10 protein-coding genes are annotated in these 17,392 nt (G+C 60.9%); all 10 read left to right on the top strand.

Annotated elements, in window-relative coordinates; all coding sequences use genetic code 11:
* Positions 1-11 precede the first annotated feature (11 nt).
* Positions 12-1,058, top strand: coding sequence for an SUMF1/EgtB/PvdO family nonheme iron enzyme (locus IPM54_22120; protein MBK9262487.1), 1,047 nt, complete (start codon positions 12-14; stop codon positions 1,056-1,058).
* Between the two features lie 102 nt (positions 1,059-1,160).
* Positions 1,161-1,808, top strand: a complete 648-nt coding sequence (locus IPM54_22115) for a sigma-70 family RNA polymerase sigma factor (protein ID MBK9262486.1) — start codon at positions 1,161-1,163, stop codon at positions 1,806-1,808.
* Between the two features lie 44 nt (positions 1,809-1,852).
* Positions 1,853-4,615, top strand: coding sequence for a serine/threonine protein kinase (locus IPM54_22110; GenBank protein MBK9262485.1), 2,763 nt, complete (start codon positions 1,853-1,855; stop codon positions 4,613-4,615).
* Positions 4,616-4,716: 101 nt separating this feature from the next.
* The gene (locus tag IPM54_22105) at positions 4,717-5,538 is read left to right on the top strand and encodes a hypothetical protein (GenBank protein MBK9262484.1); all 822 of its coding nucleotides are present in this window, start codon (positions 4,717-4,719) and stop codon (positions 5,536-5,538) included.
* Positions 5,539-5,574: 36 nt separating this feature from the next.
* Positions 5,575-6,669 carry an NADH:flavin oxidoreductase gene (locus tag IPM54_22100; GenBank protein ID MBK9262483.1) on the top strand — a complete coding sequence of 365 codons (1,095 nt, stop codon included), beginning with the start codon at positions 5,575-5,577 and terminating at the stop codon, positions 6,667-6,669.
* Positions 6,670-6,736: 67 nt separating this feature from the next.
* Positions 6,737-8,437: an alpha/beta fold hydrolase gene (locus IPM54_22095; GenBank protein ID MBK9262482.1), complete on the top strand. Its 1,701-nt coding sequence runs from the start codon at positions 6,737-6,739 to the stop codon at positions 8,435-8,437.
* Positions 8,434-9,564 (top strand): VCBS repeat-containing protein, encoded by a 1,131-nt coding sequence (locus tag IPM54_22090; protein ID MBK9262481.1) that lies wholly within the window; start codon positions 8,434-8,436, stop codon positions 9,562-9,564. Before IPM54_22095 ends, IPM54_22090 begins: the two co-directional genes overlap by 4 nt.
* A gap of 274 nt (positions 9,565-9,838) precedes the next feature.
* The gene (locus IPM54_22085) at positions 9,839-11,044 is read left to right on the top strand and encodes an efflux RND transporter periplasmic adaptor subunit (GenBank protein MBK9262480.1); all 1,206 of its coding nucleotides are present in this window, start codon (positions 9,839-9,841) and stop codon (positions 11,042-11,044) included.
* Positions 11,041-14,145: an efflux RND transporter permease subunit gene (locus IPM54_22080; protein MBK9262479.1), complete on the top strand. Its 3,105-nt coding sequence runs from the start codon at positions 11,041-11,043 to the stop codon at positions 14,143-14,145. Before IPM54_22085 ends, IPM54_22080 begins: the two co-directional genes overlap by 4 nt.
* Before the next feature lie 811 nt (positions 14,146-14,956).
* Positions 14,957-17,383, top strand: coding sequence for a metallophosphoesterase (locus IPM54_22075; protein MBK9262478.1), 2,427 nt, complete (start codon positions 14,957-14,959; stop codon positions 17,381-17,383).
* The last annotated feature ends 9 nt before the right edge of the window (positions 17,384-17,392 follow it).

Raw genomic sequence — 17,392 nt, 5'->3', positions numbered from 1 at the left:
TCGCCAGTGCCGTGCTCGTTTCTTGCGCCGGAGGAGCTACGACGGCGCAAACCCCCGAGCCGGCGGATCATCCCGTTGCATCCGCCGCATTGCCAGCGGCGACCACTGCGACGCTCGAGCCTGCCGATCCCGCGCCACTTCCCATCCCCGAAGCCGTCGAAGAGCTTCCACCGCGCATCGACGGCATGATCCTCGTGCCCGCCGGACCATTCATCATGGGCGCCGATAGCGGTGGACAACCCGACGAATGGCCGGCGCATACGGTGACGCTGCCAGCGTTTTACCTCGATGAAAATGAAGTCACCAATGAAGAATGGTCGAGGTGCGTCGCTGCGAACGAATGCCCTCCCCCGGAACCATCCAATGCAGACCGAAATGGACTCGGCCCGGACAAACGCTTTCGCGGACCCAGGCAACCCGTGAGCAGCATTTCGTGGTTCAGCGCCAGGGCCTATTGTGCGTTCGTGGGCAAACGACTGCCCACCGAAGCCGAATTCGAAAAGGCATCGCGAGGAACCGATGGGCGCCTCTACCCCTGGGGCAATTCGCCGCCAGGCCCGACGCGGGCCGTATTCGGGCAATCCGTGACGCTCGATGTCGGCACTCACCCGGACGGCGATGGCCCTTATGGGCACCACGATCTCGCAGGCAACGTGTGGGAATGGCTCGAGGACGTCTACGATCCCTTCGCGTACCGACGTCCCGAAGCATCGATTGGCCAATCTGTCAATTGCGCCGTCGCCGAAAGTGCGTACGCAAAATTGCGTAGACGAAATCAGCAAGGTTTTACGGGATCGAACCCCATTCCGACCGAATGTGAACGCGTGCTGCGTGGGGGCGCATTCAATTATCATGCGCTGGGCCTGCGAGCGACCAATCGTGTCCACCATCCGCCTCGCTACCGCATGGTCATGAGCGGTCTGCGCTGCGCGCGTGATGCCAATCGTCCGCGTGTGCACGCAGCAGAACCGGATGCCCACGGCCCCGAGCCGCAATCGAAACAGCGTATCGATCCATCGGAACGCGAGCGCACGTACATGCCCGTTTCACGTTTTTAGAATCTTCCGCAAGGTCAAAACAAGCCGTTTGGCAATGGGAACCGCATCGTGTACTTTACGTAAGGTCGGAAGGCGGGGCGCTTCCTTTGCCAGCGGTGCAGCATGGCCGAAGATCGTAACGGACTCGAGCGCAAGCGGGAAGAACTTGAGCGTACGCTGAGGCAGCGTTTGTCCGAGGGAGACCGCGACGGCACGGCAACGCGGGTGATCGAGTCGTATGGTCCTGAAATATATTCGTTTCTCGTCGCCGTGCATCGCAACGAAGCGGATGCGGACGAGGTGTTTGCCCTGTTCGCGGAAGCCTTCTGGCAAGCCCTCACGACATTCGCTGGCAACTCGACGTTTCGCACGTTTGCCTATGCGATCGCGCGGCGGCTTTCCTTTCGGTATCGACGCGACACGGCGCGCAAGAACAAACGACTGCACGCCCTCGAAAGCTCGAGCATGTCGCGCCTCGTGCACGAAGTCCGCACGAAGACGGCGGTTTTTCTGCGTACTGAAACGCGTTCGCGTCTCGTTGCACTTCGCGCATCGCTGCCGCAAGAGGATCAAGAGCTCTTGATGTTGCGCGTCGATCGCGAGCTGTCCTGGGATGCGCTCGTCGAAGTGCTTCGTGGCGACGACGAATCGCCGCTGACGCCCGACGTACGCAAGCGCGAGGCTGCACGGCTTCGCAAGCGTTTTCAGCTCATCAAGGACCGTTTGCGCGAGATGGCGCGGCGCGAGGGACTTTTGGGAGAGGCTGATTGAGACAGATGCGAAGTGGGGCTTCAACTGCGCGAGATGCATCAACCTTGAGTTACGACGACACCAACGACGACGAAGACGAGCCCATCGATTCGTTCTTGCGCGAGGTTGCACGCATCGACGATGTCCCTCAGACCCCGCGTGTCGAGGAGCGGGGAGGTCAAACGATTGCGGATCGGTACGTACTGCGTTCGCTCATTGGCGTAGGCGGCCAAGGTGCGGTGTGGGAAGCCGACGATCGACTGGTGGGCGAGCGTGTGGCCGTGAAGATCCTCCGCACGGCGTCGAGCACGAACGAGGCTCGGCTGCGGCGCGAAATTGCTATCTTGCGTTTGCTGCGATTGCCAGGTGTCGTACGGCTGCTCGACGAGGGACTCGACGCGGACGAGCGGCCGTTTTTGGTGACCGAGCTGGTGCCTGGAAATGCGTTTCCGGGATTGCCCATTCCTTGTTCCTATGCGGACCTCGAGCCCATTCTTGGTTTTTTGCTCGATACGCTGAGTCGCATTCATTCTGTGGGCATCGTCCATCGGGACCTCAAACCCGACAATGTCATCGTGCGTCCGGACAAGCGGCCCGTGGTTTTGGATTTTGGTCTCTCGGCGCCGCACGGCCCCGCTGCGGACAAGTTGACCGATACTGGGAAAATCGTCGGCACTTTTTCGTACCTCGCGCCCGAACAACTGTGCGAGCAGCGACCTACGGCGCGCACCGATTTGTATGCGCTCGGTGTGATGGTCCATTATGCGCTCACGGGACGTATTCCGCACGAGCGCAAGGACAACGACATGTATACATTCATCATTGCCCGCAGCACGCAGCCCGCGCCGAGCCTGCTCGACGTCGCAATGGACGTGCCGCACGAAGCTGCCATGGTGCTCGATCAGCTTTTGGCAACGGAAGCCGTCGACAGACCGAAATCTGCTGCCGAAGTCGCCTATCGGCTTCGCGAGCGAATCATTCCTTCGAATCGCCGCGCGAGTGTGCCGACCTTGTCGAAACGATGGACCGATTTCTCGGGGCGCATCCTCGATGAGATCGAGCTCCAAAAATTCTTTTCAGGGCCCAATCGACTTTTGCATTTGCCCGAGGATGCGGCGCGCGTGCTTTTTGGGCGCACCGGCGGCAATCCGGAGCTGGTCGAACGGGAGCTCGAAGCGTGGGTGCGCGCTGGCATTGGTCGCTGGGATGGCAAACGAGTCGCCATTCTTCGGGATACCCTCGAAGAGCTCGAAGCGGGGCTCGTCGTTGCTCCGGCGGGTGGCATTGGCGTGGAACCTCCGCAACTGTCGGCTCGAGAATGGGACACGATGGCTTGGATTGCGCTCGCAACGCCGCATGCAAACGCCGAACTCATTGCCCGGACGATGGATGCGGATCTGGACGAGCTTCGTATCGAAATTCAATCGCTCGTGCGGCGTGGTATCTTGCGGGAATTGGCCGACGACCATTACGAACCGACCATTTGGCCGGATATCAATGAGTTATGGCCGCCGGACGTGCGACGGCGTGCCCATCGAGCGCTCGTGGCAGAGTTGCCTCGAGGAGCGCCGGGGCGGCTCTTGCACCTTTTGGGAAGTGTCGAGGAGCTCGACCGTCGTGGTGCATCCGAGGTCGTGCGAGAAGTCGTAATTGCCGCGCGCCGATTCGCCGTGCAGGGGCATGCTGCACGGGCAACGCTTTTGCTCAGCGAAGGCGCTCGGGCATTACGAACGGTACGCGAAGTGCGCAAAGAGGCACGTTTTCAGCTATTTGCCACCTGGGTTGAAATTGCTCTCGCGGAGAACACGCAAGTCGCGCTCGACCGATTGCTGTACGAGCTCAGCCGCTCGAACGTTCGCAATGAAGAGCTCGAACACCTCGCACGTCTCGTGCGTGCAGCCGTTGCTGCAAGCTCGTCATCGGAGCGAGCGCTTGTCGAAGCCAATGCGGTGCCGCCGTTCGAAGAGCCGGCGCTCGAGCGGGGAAGGCAAGGGGTGCGCGTATTGGCTGCGCGTCGAGCGGCGCTCGACGTCGAAGTGGCGATGTTGGGCGAGGTGGTGGCGTGGGCGCAGGCATCGAATGATCGCGTCTCCCGCGCGCGAGCGGCGAGCTGGCTGGGTCAATTGCGATATCGCCAGGGGCGTTTCGACGAATCTGCGGCGTGCCATGCGACCGCAGCGAATGGTGAGGAATGGCCGGTGGCCAAGCTATGGGCGCGGATATTCGAAAGTGGCGCGCTGCTCGAAGCATTTCGTTTCGACGACGCAAAACGAGCGGCGAGCGAAGCGCGCGCGCTTGCGCGGCATTGCAGGCACGCAGTCGGAGAGGGTTACGCCGAATGGCTATTGCGAGCAATTGCGTACCGCACGTGCACGCTCGATGAAGGCCCTGTCGATACCGAGTTCGTCGACGTTTCGTCATGGGTTGGTTCGGCGGATTTCGAGGCGCTGGTATGCCTCATGGAAGCCGTGGTGGCAATGCGCTCGGGACAGCGAAACGTCGCGCGAGAGCTCGCAGAACGTGCCTATCGTTCATGGCAACCACTGCACGATCGAATCGGGATCATGTTGAGCGCAGCCGTTTTTTTATCGCAAGGCGGATCGCTCCCTCATGCGCAAGTAGAGCGCATCGTCGATATGACCGTGACGTGTGCAATGCCGAGAATGGGATTGCAGGCGCTCGCCCTGCTCGCGGCGGGAGGCATTGCGGTACCACGTGACCAGGCGGTGATCAGGTCCATGGCAATGACGGTTCCAGAAAAACACTGGTCGCACCGATCGGCCATTTTGTCGGTCGACGAAGCGCTCGAAATGTTGGCGGTGGAATAAGTCCGCCGGGACGATTGTTCGCAACGTAATCAGACATTTCGATGGGGCGAAGCAAGAGAAAAAAGGGCAGGCACGCGCGGGACGGTGGCGCCTCTGCGGTCTTGGACGAGAAAAAGGCGATTCTCCTTCGAGACCTCGGTCGCTCACCCGATGAACAACCCGTGTTGTCGTTGCCATCGCCGCTATTGCCTTGGGGAGGCGTTTTTGCGGTCATCGTGCTCGGGGTATTCGTTCGGTATCTCCGGGCGAATCCAGGGCAAATCGTTGTCGCAGCAGCCATTGCGCTTGCCGTGGTCGTCGCCTTGCTCCTGCCGCGCAAGCTCCTATTGGGCAACGACGGCTTGCTGCTCGTCTGGTGGAGGGCGCGATTCATTCGTTTTCGCGACATCGATTACATAGAGACGACCGACGGATTCTATTTTCATCATCCTGGCATCAACATCGTCTTCAAAAATGGCAAAGCGCTGGCTTTTGCCACGAGCGTTTTCAAAGAGCGCTGGGCCGAACGGGACGCATTGATATCGCTGATTCGCGTGTACGTCGAGGCTGCCGCCAACAAGCTTCCTCCGCAAACGAATCAAGCCTTGTTTCGAGCAGGACGAGACCATACGGCATGGGCGCGCGCGCTCGTGGCGATGGGCCATGGTGCCCATTTCGATCCTCGCATGCCGGCGGTTCTCCCGGACGATTTGCTTCGAGTTGCCGAAAGCACCGATGCGCCCACGGTCGACCGAACGGCGGCCTTCGTGGCGCTCGCCGCGGCGAAAGACAGCGCTACGGTCAAACGTTTGCGTGCGGCGCTCGAACACACCGTTGCTCCTGCGGCTCGATCGGCCCTTCGCGGAGCGCTCGATGCAGGTAGCGACGAAGCACGAATCGCCAGCGTGCTCGAATATGCAGAAAAGGTGACGCAGCGCGAATGATGGCGAAGCCAAAAATCTTTGCTACGCTCGCCGGCCATGTCGCAAAAAGATCTGCTCGGGCCGTTTTCATTTCGTAATGGTGTCAAGGCGAGAAATCGCGTTTTCCTTGCTCCGATGACCAACCAACAGAGTCACGATGACGGCACGTTGTCCGACGACGAGCAGCTTTGGCTCGCCACGCGGGCCGAGGGCGGGTTTGGCGTCGTCGAAACATGCGCGAGCCACGTCACGAAGGACGGTCAAGGGTGGCCAGGGGAGCTCGGGATTTTCGATGACGAACACATTCCGGGGCTCACGCGATTGGCAAACTCGCTCCGCAGCGCGGGTGCCACGAGTTTGGTGCAAATATTTCACGGGGGTGCACGAGCGGACGCAAACGTGACGGGAATTCGACCTTTGAGCGCCAGTGAAGAAGGCCAAGCGCCTCTTGCGCGTGATGCGACACCGGAAGACATCGAACGGATCCTCGATGCGTTTCGAGATGCCGCCGTTCGTGCCCACAAAGCCGGATTCGATGGCGTCGAATTGCACGGGGCGCACGGGTATTTGCTCGGGCAATTCTTGAGCGCTTCGGCCAATCGTCGCACGGACGAATGGGGCGGGAGCCTCGTGAATCGCGCGCGATTCATGCGGGAAGCGACGCGTCGGGCACGTGCGGCCGTTCCGGCGTCGTTCATCGTGGGCATTCGCATATCGCCTGAGGATTTTGGTAATGCCAGGGGGCTCGATCTGGATGAAAACCTGAAGCTTGCCAAGTGGCTTTGCGACGACGGCATTGATTTTTTGCACGTCTCGCTTTGGGATGCCTTTGCGAATACGAAAAAGCGCCCCGAGGAGCACCCCATTCCGCTCTTTCGTCGAGCAATGGCCGAAGACGTGCCGCTCGTCGTCGCAGGCGCCATTTGGACGCGCCAGCAAGCGGTCGATTTGCTCGAGCGCGGCGCGGACGGCATTGCGCTGGGACGCTGTGCCATTGCGAATCCGGATTGGCCAAAACGCATCACGGACAGCGCGTGGGAACCTCGAAGGCCGCCGCTTTTGCCGCAGGAATTGCGTGAACGAGGCATTTCCGATTCGTTTGCCAATTACTTGCGTCGGTTCAAGTTCGTCGCAGACGCGCCGGCGTCCTGATCACTTTCGCAACAATTCGGGATCATGGGGCTATCACTCGGCGCTTTTTCGCCCTAAGATCCCCACCATGCTTCATCCCTCTACCCGCTCGCCTGCCCGCGCTGTCGCCCTCTTTGCGCTGCTCTCCGTTGGTTGTTCGGATCCCGCCCCGGTTCCCATCACCGACGCACCCTATGCGCCTCCTCCCGCATCTGCCGTCGTCGACGAGGGCGCCGTTCGCATTCGCCGCGAAGTGTTTCTCGTGCCCGGCGTCACGCCTCCCCCCAATGCGCTCACCGGTAAGCCCACGCCCGCCGAGTACAACTTCGTGCGAGTCGTCCGTTATCGCGTCGACGCCGATCCTCCGCGGCCTGCGCGAGCCGTTGCGGTCTTGATGCCCGGATTCCTTGGCGGCGCGGGCAGTTACGACCCCATGGCCCGCGCCATCGTGCGTAGGTCCACGGCCGACGATGCCTACGAAGCTTGGGCCATCGATCGCCGCAGCAATTTGCTCGAGGATCACCACGGGCTCGATGTGGCCGAAGTGCGCCGTGACCCCGAAATTGCAATGCGATATTATTTTGAATCCGAGCCGGCGGAAGGAAAAACGTTTGCCGGGTTCGTGGGTCAAGCGCAGCTCGATTTCGCGTCGGAATGGGGGCTCGCGACGACCATTGGAGATTTGCGCAAGGTCATCGAATTGATTCCGCAAAACGAACGCAAGTCGCGCGTATTTCTCGTCGGCCATTCGCTCGGGGCCTCCATTTCCGAAGAATACGCGGCGTGGGACTTCGACGGCACGGCCGGGTTTTCCGAATTGGCGGGCCTCGTTCTCGTCGATGGTGTTTCGCGTCAAGAAGGCAATGCAGCGCCCACGATCACGGAACAAGAATATCACGAAGGCAGCATGGGAGGGCCCGCAGGGTTCAATCCTCCGGGGCTCGACGCCATCGAAAAAACGACGCGCTACATATCACTCCCCATTTTGAACCTGGACGTGTATCCGATTGCAGCCATCTCGGGCATGCGCGCAATGTGGTCTCCCGGTGCAATCGTCGACGATCCGTACCGCAACAAGGCATTTTTGACGCTGCTCACGCTGCCCGAAATCCCCAAAATGACCAATCGTGCTGCGATGGGATTTGCTTTCGACGACGCGTCGAACGGAGTTTCGTTCGCAGCCGTTTCTTGTGGAGAAGGCACGGGTGGGCCGATTACCGAATATGAAGGCATCTTCGGCAAGCTCTTCCATCCGTCCGACCCGAAGGCTACCTATTCGTGGATCGAATATGATAAAACGACCTCCCGCGAACACACGTCGCTCGACGATATTTCGCGCTCGTGGGTCGAAGGCCCGTCACTCGATTTTGCCGAATGGTATTTCCCTGCGCGTTTGTCGCTCGATACGCAAGCCGCCGCGACGCTCACGCTGAAGGCCGGCGATTGGCCATTCGATCAATATAATTTGCGCGCAATGCATGGAGCGTCGATGGATTTGCCCATTTTCGGCACCGTCGCGAACCTCGTGGGTGATCTCGGCGCCTTGGACAAACTCCGAGCGCTCGTGCAAAACGTTCCGATTGGCGCAGGCCGGCCGCTCGAAGGCCAGCCGCGCACGAACCCCGATGCGTTTTTCGTGCTCGACGTGATCAAGTTGACGCACATCGACCCGCTTTCTGGCACCGATGATGGCGCGGGGGACGTATCGAATTGGTACGATTCGCTCACTTCCTGGATGAGCAAGAACAGCCCTGCAGGCGGCGCGGTGGTATCATCGCCGAAGCCGTGATGATGCGCCTCGAAAAAACAGTGCCGCGCTCGTGTTGGCTCGTGGTTCCGGCGCTCGTAGCTTGCTGCACGCCCGTAGGGGAAACGCAGCAAGGTGCGGGCGCGGGGCGTATTGCAGCTTCCCCGGACACCATGGACGCGGGCGCGGCGTCTGTTTCGTCGAGCGGCGGCGCTGGGCCAAGTTCGTCGTCGAGCGGCGGCGCGGGAGGTGCTTCGGGGCAGGGCGGAGCTGGCAATCAGGGCGGCGCCGGAGGTGCGAATTCGGCATTTTCGTTCGGTATGCCCACAACGTCAAACGTGTACGCATTTAGCGACATGGAGCTCGCCGATCTCGACGGTGACGGCTGCGTGGACCTCGTGCTTGCCGGCACCGGTTCACCTCCACGCATCAACGTATACCCCGGCGCGTGCGATGGCACATTCCCTGGGCCGCCCATCGTTCACGTTTTGACGACATTCGACGATATGGCGCTTGGCGACGTCGATGGCGACGGTCGCGCTGATGTTTTCACGCGTGACGCCGGTTTTCCTCCTCGGATTACGGTTCGCAAGAGCGCCCCTTCATTTGCGCTCGAATCGCCCGTGACGAGCCAAGTATGGACCTATGACGGCTTATGGATTGGCGACGTGAATGGTGATGGTCGTGTCGAGGCATTGACGACGCATTTCGGAGCGACGCCACAGGCGGTTTTTGTTTGGTCGGACAAAGGAGACGGCACGCTTTCTGAGCTATCGAGCGTGGAGCCTCCGATTTTCGATGCGGGCGCTTTCCACGGGGATTTTCTCATTGGCAGTTTTGGCTTTCCACCAAGGGTTCAATGGCTTTCGGGCAACTCGAATGGCGCACTTTCGGTGGGGGCATCGCAAGATATTTTCACGTTCAGCCGCATGTCGCTGGGCGACCTCGATGGGGACGGCGACGCCGATTTGCTCACGAACGTGCCCGGCAACGATTGGGTGATTTCGCTGTACGCCAATGATGGTGGCACGTTCAATGCCCCCATGCTCTTTCAGGCCTTTACCTACGCGGCGCTTCGATGTGCGGATATCGATGGCAATGGCAAGGGCGACATCATCGTCGCGCCCACGGGCTCACCGCCTCGGGTGACGGTTTGGCTGAGTCAGTAGCGTCTTCCGCAACCCTTGCAGCGCCCGCCGTGCCAGACGAGCGCACGAGTTCAACGCTTGCGGCAAACGTCGTTGCGGACGCGACGCGTCTCGAGCTTTGCAATCACGCAGCGAGTCACCGACAGTGCTCGTCAAACCTTGAAACAACGAACTCGGCGGCAACGTTGCGCCTCACAAAGCTTGCATCATGTCGTCCGATATTTTGACCAGCAACGACGCACGCTTCCGCACCGTAACAGCTCCATCGCCGCAGCCGTGCTATCTGCCCCAATCCATGACGATGCGCCCGAAAAAACCTCTGCTTTTCGCCGCACGAATCACCCTGTTCTTCCTCGTCGTGACGCTTTTCCTCGCGTGCGGCAAAAAAGGCGATGGTGCTCCTGGCGGCGCTCCCAAGGGCAAAATGGCCTTCCCCGTCGAGCTCGTGGTCGTCGCTGCCGAACGCGTCGAGTACACCGTGAACGCGGTCGGATCCGTCGATGCGTACGAACGCGTGCAAGTGACCGCACGCGTTGCGGGCGTCGTCGAGCACGTGCGTTTTTCCGAAGGCGACGTCGTCAAGAAGGGCCAAGTGCTCGTCGAAATCGACCCGGCCCGGTACAACCTCGCGGTTCGTCGCGCCAAAGCCACGCTCGAACGCGCTCAGGCCACCGAAGCCGAAGCCAAGGCGAACCTTGCGCGACGAGAGAACGTCACGGCCGAAAGTGAAGGCGTTTTTTCGAAGGAAGACATCGAAGGATGGCGCACGCGTCTGCGCACGTCGGCCGCGCAAGCAGCCGAAGCCAAAGCGGCGCTCGACGAAGCCAACCTGAACCTGCGCGACGCGTACGTGCGCGCCCCGATCGACGGCAAGATGCAAACGCGCACGGTCCAAACGGGGCAGTTCGTCCAGCCGGGCACGGTCCTGGGAACCGCCTTGCAGCGAGACCCGCTTCTCCTTCGTTTTTCCGTCCCGGAAGCGGAAGCTACGTCGATTCACGCCGGCATGACGGCGCGGTTTCGCATCACCGGGGACCAGCGCTCGCACACGGCCAAGATCACGCTCGTCTCCGACGCATCGGATCAAACCACGCGCATGGTCCCCGTCGTCGCCCAGGTCGAAGGCGAAACCAAAGACTCGCTCAGACCCGGCACATTCGCCGACGTCACCGTGCCCATCGGGACCAACGACGCCGCGCCCGTCATTCCACAAACGGCCATTCGTCCCAGTGAAAAAGGCTTCCTCGCGTTCGTCGTGGAAAACGACGTCGCCCACGAACGCGTGCTCACGCTGGGCATGCGCACCGCTGATGGCCGCGTCGAAGTGCGCAAGGGTATTTCTCCAGGAGAACAGCTCGTCGTTCGCGGCGCCGAACCCTTGAAAGACGGCGCAAAGGTGAAGGTTGGTCCAGCCAAACAGGGCGCGCCGGCCGGCTCATCGAGCGCCGCAACCCCAAGCTCGGGCGGCGGATCGGCGCCGAAAGGAGAACGCGCGCCATGAACATCACCGAAGCGTGCCTGCGCAAACCGGTCCTCGCGTGGATGATGATGCTGGCGACGATTCTCTTCGGTTTCGTCGCATTTACGCGCATCGGCATCAGTCAATTTCCCGACGTCGACTTTCCCACGATCAACATCAGCGTGACCTGGGAAGGCGCGGCTCCGGAAGCCGTCGAAAACGACATCGTCGAGTTCATCGAAGAAGCGGTCGTGCAGGTCGAGGGCGTCAAGTCGATCACGTCGTCTTCACGCCAGGGTAGCGCGTCGATCACGGTCGAGCTGGACTTGGCACGAAACGTCGACTCGTCGCTGCAAGACGTTCAGGCCAAAGTTTCGCAAGCGCAGCGGCGCCTGCCGCGGGACATCGATCCGCCGGTCATTTCCAAGACAAACCCGGAAGATCAACCCATCATGTGGGTGGGTTTGTCCGGAGCGTTTCCACCGCAGGTGCTCGCGGATTTCGCGCGTTATCGCCTGAAGGAGAAGCTGCAAACCGTTCCGGGCGTCGGCGAAGTCACCCTGGGCGGGTCGCTCGACCGCAACGTGCGCATCTGGATCGACGCGGACAAACTCGCCGCACGATCGCTCACGGTCACCGACATCGCCAATGCACTCCGTCGCGAACACGTCGAGTTGCCTGCGGGGCGCATCGAGTCGGCTGGTCGTGAAGTCAACGTGCGCGTGCTCGGAGAAGCGCTCGATCTCGACACACTCCGTCGCATCGTGGTGCGCGAGCAAAGTGGGCAAGTGACGTACCTCGAAGACGTCTCGATCGTCGAAGACGGCTTCGAGGACGTGCGGCGCATGTCGCGCGTGATGGGTGTTCCTGCGCAAGGCCTGGGCATCCGCAAGCAGCGCGGATCCAACGCCGTCGCCGTCGCGCAAGGCGTCAAGGCAACGCTCGAAGAGGTCCGCAAAACCCTGCCCGAAGGCATGACCGTCGGGATCAACTTCGACTCGACGCGTTTCATCGAGCAATCCGTCGAGCAAATCGAGCACGAGCTGCTGCTCGCCGTGCTGCTCACGGCCCTCGTGTGCTGGCTCTTTCTCGGATCGCTTTCGAGCACGCTCAACGTCGTTCTCGCGATCCCCATGAGCCTTTTCGGCACCATCGGCGTGATCTACTTCCTCGGCTTCACGCTCAACACCTTCACGCTGCTCGGCCTTTCGCTCGCCGTCGGCATCGTCGTCGACGACGCGATCATGGTGCTCGAGAACATCTTTCGGCACGCGGAGCACGGCAAAGATCGCATGAGCGCCGCGCGCGAAGGCACGGCTGAAATCACGTTCGCGGCACTTGCAGCAACCGTCGCCGTCATCGCGATCTTCATCCCCGTGGTGTTCATGCAAGGCATCATGGGGCGCTTTTTCCTGCAGTTCGGCGTGACGCTCTGCGTTGCCGTCGCTCTCTCGTACGTCGAAGCCATCACGCTCGCACCGGCGCGTTGTGCACAACTGCTCACGACATCACGCGAAGATCGCGGCCGGCTCGGGCGCTTCGTCGATCGCGCCTTCGACAAGCTCGCAGCCGCTTATTCGTGGCTTCTCGCGCGCGGGATGCGGTTTCCGATCGTCATCCTCGTGGCCTCGATCGCGCTATTTGCAGCGGCGGCGTTCACGATCAAATCGCTCCCCGCCGAGTTTGTCCCGTCCCAAGATCAAAGCCGTCTCATGGTGCGTTTCACGACCGCCATCGGCTCGAACCTCGGAGAAACCGACGAGATCATCAAGCAAGCGGAGAACGTCTTCCACAGCAAGCCCGAGGTGGACAGAACGTTCGTCGTCGTCGGTTCGTTTGGAACCGGTGCAGTCAACAGCGGCCTCTTGTTCGTCACGCTCAAACCGCGGAACGAGCGCAAGCTTTCGCAGAACGAATTCGCAGCCGTGTTGCGCAAAGAGCTCAACGCCATCCCCGGCATGCGCGCCGTGGTGCAAGATCTGTCGCAATCGGGCTTCACGGCGCAGCGCGGCTTTCCCGTCGAGTTCTCGCTTCGCGGTTCCGAGTGGGAAACGCTCGTTGCGGAGAGCGAGCGCATGAAGGCGGAGCTTGCTGCAAGTGGTCTCGTCGTCGACCTCGACACGGATTACCGACTTGGCATGCCCGAGCTGCAAATCGAGCCTGACCGGGCGCGAGCTGCCGATCTTGGGATTTCCATCGAGGAGATCGCGACCGCTCTGAACTCGCTCGTCGGAGGTGTGCGCGTGGGCAAATACAGCACAGGAGGTCGCCGCGTCGACGTGCGCATGCGCCTTCTGGCGGATCAGCGCTCACGCCCGGAAGACCTCTCGCGCCTGTTCTTGCGCACACGTGAAGGAGCGCTCGTCCCGCTTTCGTCGCTCGTGAAGTACGAAGAGCGTCCCGTGCTTCAAGCGATCACGCGTCGCGATCGCGAGCGAGCGATCACCGTGTTCGGCAACGTTGCACCGGGCAAATCGCAAAGCGATGCGCTCGCGCTCGTCGAGAAGATCGGCAAGGACGTACCCGTCGGTTATCGCGTCGTGCTCGGTGGAGCGAGCGTCGCGTTTCGCGACTCCATGGGCGGTCTCATCTTCGCGTTGCTTCTCGGCATCGCCGTCGCGTACATGGTGCTCGCGTCGCAGTTCAATTCGTTTTTGCATCCGATCACGGTGCTCACGATCCTTCCGCTGTCGGTTGCAGGGGCCGCGTTCGCGCTGTATTTCACGAAGCAGTCGCTCAACATTTTCAGCATGATCGGGATCCTCCTGCTCATGGGGATCGTCAAGAAAAACTCGATTCTCTTGGTCGACTACGCGACCGAGCTGAGACGTCAGGGCAAAGGCGCGCTGGAAGCGATGCTCGAGGCGGGGCCCGTGCGATTGCGGCCGATCCTGATGACATCGGTGGCTACCCTGATGGCGGCGGTGCCCGCGGCGCTTGCGCTTGGTGAAGGCAGCGAGGTGCGAGCGCCGATGGCGACGGCGGTCATCGGGGGTCTGGTCATCTCGACAGCCCTGAGTTTGCTGGTCGTTCCGGCGTTTTACGTCGTTGCGGATCGCGTTCTTGGCAAGTTTCAGCGCGTGTTCGGCCGTGCCAAACCGGTCGATCTTCCCGACGCACTCCCTCCCCCGCATCACGATTGAAGACAAACTGGAAACAGGAGCTACCGGTTGAATTGCGCGAGCGCATAATTTTCGCGCCGCATTGTTGCTGTCCGATCGCAACGTTTCTCCAAATCTGTCACCAAAAGGATCACTGCAAGGATTGTTCCGCTTCGCGGACTTTCTGGGTTCGCCGCGGACGATACCAATTTGCACAATCGCATTCACGAAAGCTTGATTCTTGTCAACATCGTGTAGGATGAGCTCATGCCCCACGGCAATGGTCAAACGCGCGAAGCAGCCCAATCCTTTCGCAAGGGTTGTCGCCGCGCGGAATGTGCTTGCCGCGAAGCTCCGTTCACAGTCGCGAGCTGTGGCGACCATCTGGCTGGGGTCGAATTTCTGAAAGAACTGGGCTCGTGAGGAGTTGATGAGATGAGTGCCAAGCGCAGACCCAATCCAAAAATCGCGGCGGTTACCTCTCGAGACGCTGCTTTTCAGGATGCTGTGGTCTTGGTTCGGGAACCCTTCGTCATCGATAAATCCGTGGCCATGCAGGCCATTCGTTACACGAAAGAGCTCTTACCCGGCTCTTTTGCCAACGGAGAGCTTGCTGTGAGCGAGCCTTCCACGGCGGCTGCGTCATCGCGGCGACGCCACGTTGGAACCCGGTGATTTCGCCCAAATGAAATTCGTCGAATTTTTGCTTCAACGAATTTCGACGATAAGACACTAACAGTCTGTTGGTTCTCCGAGCGCGTTGGCGCGGCCGACTCACCCGCACTCCTTGTCGAGCGCGGATTTCGGCCCAAACCAACAGCTCGGCGATCTTTCCACAGGCTGGCGACATCGAATGTACATCCTCCACCTGTCGGATTTGCATGTTACCGAGCCGGGGCAGTCGCTCGACGACGTCTGGATGCATCCAGCACAGGCGCTTTCCACGCTGCATCCGACGCCGTTCGACTTCGTCATCGTCAGCGGTGACCTCACGCAACGCGGCTCCGTCGCCGAGTACGACGAGCTCGGGGCCTTCGCCGAAAAGCGTCTGATCGACCTCGTGGTCGATCATGACCGCACACGTGTGGTGTTTGTCCCGGGCAACCACGACGTCGATTGGTCCGCGGACATCGGCGAGCCCGTGCGACTCGCATCGCTCCGGACGGGCAACGATTTCGACCAGATCGAAGAGCACATGCAGCGCCTCAAGCGCTCGCCGGATCTTTCCGACTTGCGCATCGACGTCGGTCGATTCGGACACCTCGACCTCATCAAGCTTCGCGCGGGCGCCGACTACAACCGCCGCTTTGCCAACGTGCAGCGTTTCTTGGAGCGCTTTTACGGTGACTCGCTCAAGCCCCTTGGCCGCCCCTTCGGTCTTACGGACGCGAACGAACGCGAGCACTGGTCGGCGCATGTTTTTCCAAAGGACAAGGTCGCTTTTTTCGGCTTCAACTCGTGCCATCGCAACGATCGCTACTGGCCGGGCGCATGCATCTCGACCCGCGCCGTCTCGGCCGCTCGAGACTTCGCCAACAGCCTCGATCGCGACACGCTCCGCGTCGCCGTTTGGCATCACGGATTCACGAGCGAACGCGGACGTCCCGACTACCTCACGCTGCAAGACGTCGGGACGCTCTACGCCGCGGGTTTCCGCGTCGGCTTTCATGGCCATACGCATCAGGAAAGCTCGAAGCTCGTCGAGCTTTTCAAAAACCGTTTCGTCATCATCTCGACCGGATCGCTTGGAGCCGCCGCGAACGAGCGTCCTGGCGCCGTGGGCAATCAGTTTTCGGTCGTCAGGCTCAGCCCGAGCACCGTCAGCGTCGAGGTGTACGAGCGCACGGGTCAAGCGGGCGAATACGCGCTCGAGCCGAAGCGCAAGTATTTCGAGGTCAACTGGGAGCCTGTCGCGCGCGACGAACGATTCGTCAAGGCACGCGAGCACTCGCGAATTTGGAACGTCGGCGACGATGGCATCACGCTCGTCGAGGTGGAGCTACGCGATTTCGTGGCACCCGTCGACACACCGATCGCCGTGCTGGAACCACCCTACAACAACGTTCAGGCCGAACCTCGCGCGACGACGTGGCGAGGCCGCCGTGACGTCAAGGAAGAGCCGCTGGGAAACAACCGCCTCCGGTTCATGCTTCAGGGCGCGGACAAACCCGAACGGTATCTTTCTTGGAGCTACCACCTCTCGAACGCGGTCGCGCTCACGCAAACCGAGCTCAACTTGCTCGAACGGCGAGATCGTTGGTACCCCAACCTCATCGACGGCTTTGATGTTCGGTCGCACGTCGTTCGTTTCGAAGCCGATCACCTCACTTTGGCGCTCGTGTTCACGGATGCGTCAGGGGGAACGATTGCCGATGCGTATCCGATGGTCGAACGGCGCGACGAACAGTTTGGCGAAGAGCGTTGGGAGCCTGTGGACTTCGAGCAGGATCGCTGCCGGTCGCACTTCATTGTCGGAAAAACCCACGTCGAGCTGAAGGTTCCCGGGCCCATCGTGGGGTATCGGTATTCGCTTGCATATCGTCCTGGCGCGCGGGGCAAGGATTATCCCGAAGCAGCGAAGTGGACGGCGCGAGCGCTTCTCGAGCGTTGTTGTGGCAAACCTTTGTCGACGCAATCGTTGTCCACGAAGCTCACGGAAGCGGTTGGAGCGTCGATTTTCAAGATTGCGACGGCATCTCCTTGGGGCGCGCAGACGGCACCGATTTCGCGCGGCGGCCTGCTTGGCGAGCGCGGATCGTGGATGGGCATGATTTGGGATTCGCAGCTCCGCATGCTTTGCCCCATCTTTGGGCAATTCTGGCCGCAATCCTGGTCCGCTCGATTCAGTTGCGGCAGTGGGGTCGCGGGTCATGCATTCCGCTTCAACAAAACGGCTGCGTGGCATCGCGATGCGCAGAGCGGCACGAGCATCGTGTATCAGCCGAGCCCGCCGCATCATCGTCTTTTTGCGCGGCAGTATCGCTGGATTCTCGCATTCCCGCTGCGTCTTGCGCCCGAAGAAGAAGCTTCCATCGGCGTGGTGGGACTTGCGAGCGAAGAGGAAAACACGCAGGTGGAGCGAGCGCTCGGACATCTGGCGCGCGCCATTTGCACCGAAACGTTGGATCACGAAGCGGCCAAGCTTCTTCGGATGCTCGAAACGGTGCTGAACGTCGTCTTTTGGACACTCGTCGCCGAAGCCAAAGATGGTCTCAGCGAAAGCGAACAGCGGTACCCGCGCCAAGTGCTCAAATCGCTGCTCGCGTCTGCTTCGGATTGAATGCGAGTC

The sequence above is a fragment of the Polyangiaceae bacterium genome, assembly GCA_016715885.1.
Lineage (GTDB): Bacteria > Myxococcota_A > Polyangia > Polyangiales > Polyangiaceae > Polyangium.
The sequence above is the reverse complement of the archived record's forward strand: the minus strand, read 5'-3'. Positions and strand labels throughout refer to the sequence as shown.

Bases quoted from the DNA above. Each gene is read 5' to 3' on its own strand.
- IPM54_22100 (MBK9262483.1), top strand. From the start codon at position 5,575: ATGTCGCAAAAAGATCTGCTCGGGCCGTTTTCATTTCGTAATGGTGTC.
- IPM54_22115 (MBK9262486.1), top strand. From the start codon at position 1,161: ATGGCCGAAGATCGTAACGGACTCGAGCGCAAGCGGGAAGAACTTGAG.
- IPM54_22080 (MBK9262479.1), top strand. From the start codon at position 11,041: ATGAACATCACCGAAGCGTGCCTGCGCAAACCGGTCCTCGCGTGGATG.
- IPM54_22085 (MBK9262480.1), top strand. From the start codon at position 9,839: ATGACGATGCGCCCGAAAAAACCTCTGCTTTTCGCCGCACGAATCACC.
- IPM54_22095 (MBK9262482.1), top strand. From the start codon at position 6,737: ATGCTTCATCCCTCTACCCGCTCGCCTGCCCGCGCTGTCGCCCTCTTT.
- IPM54_22075 (MBK9262478.1), top strand. From the start codon at position 14,957: ATGTACATCCTCCACCTGTCGGATTTGCATGTTACCGAGCCGGGGCAG.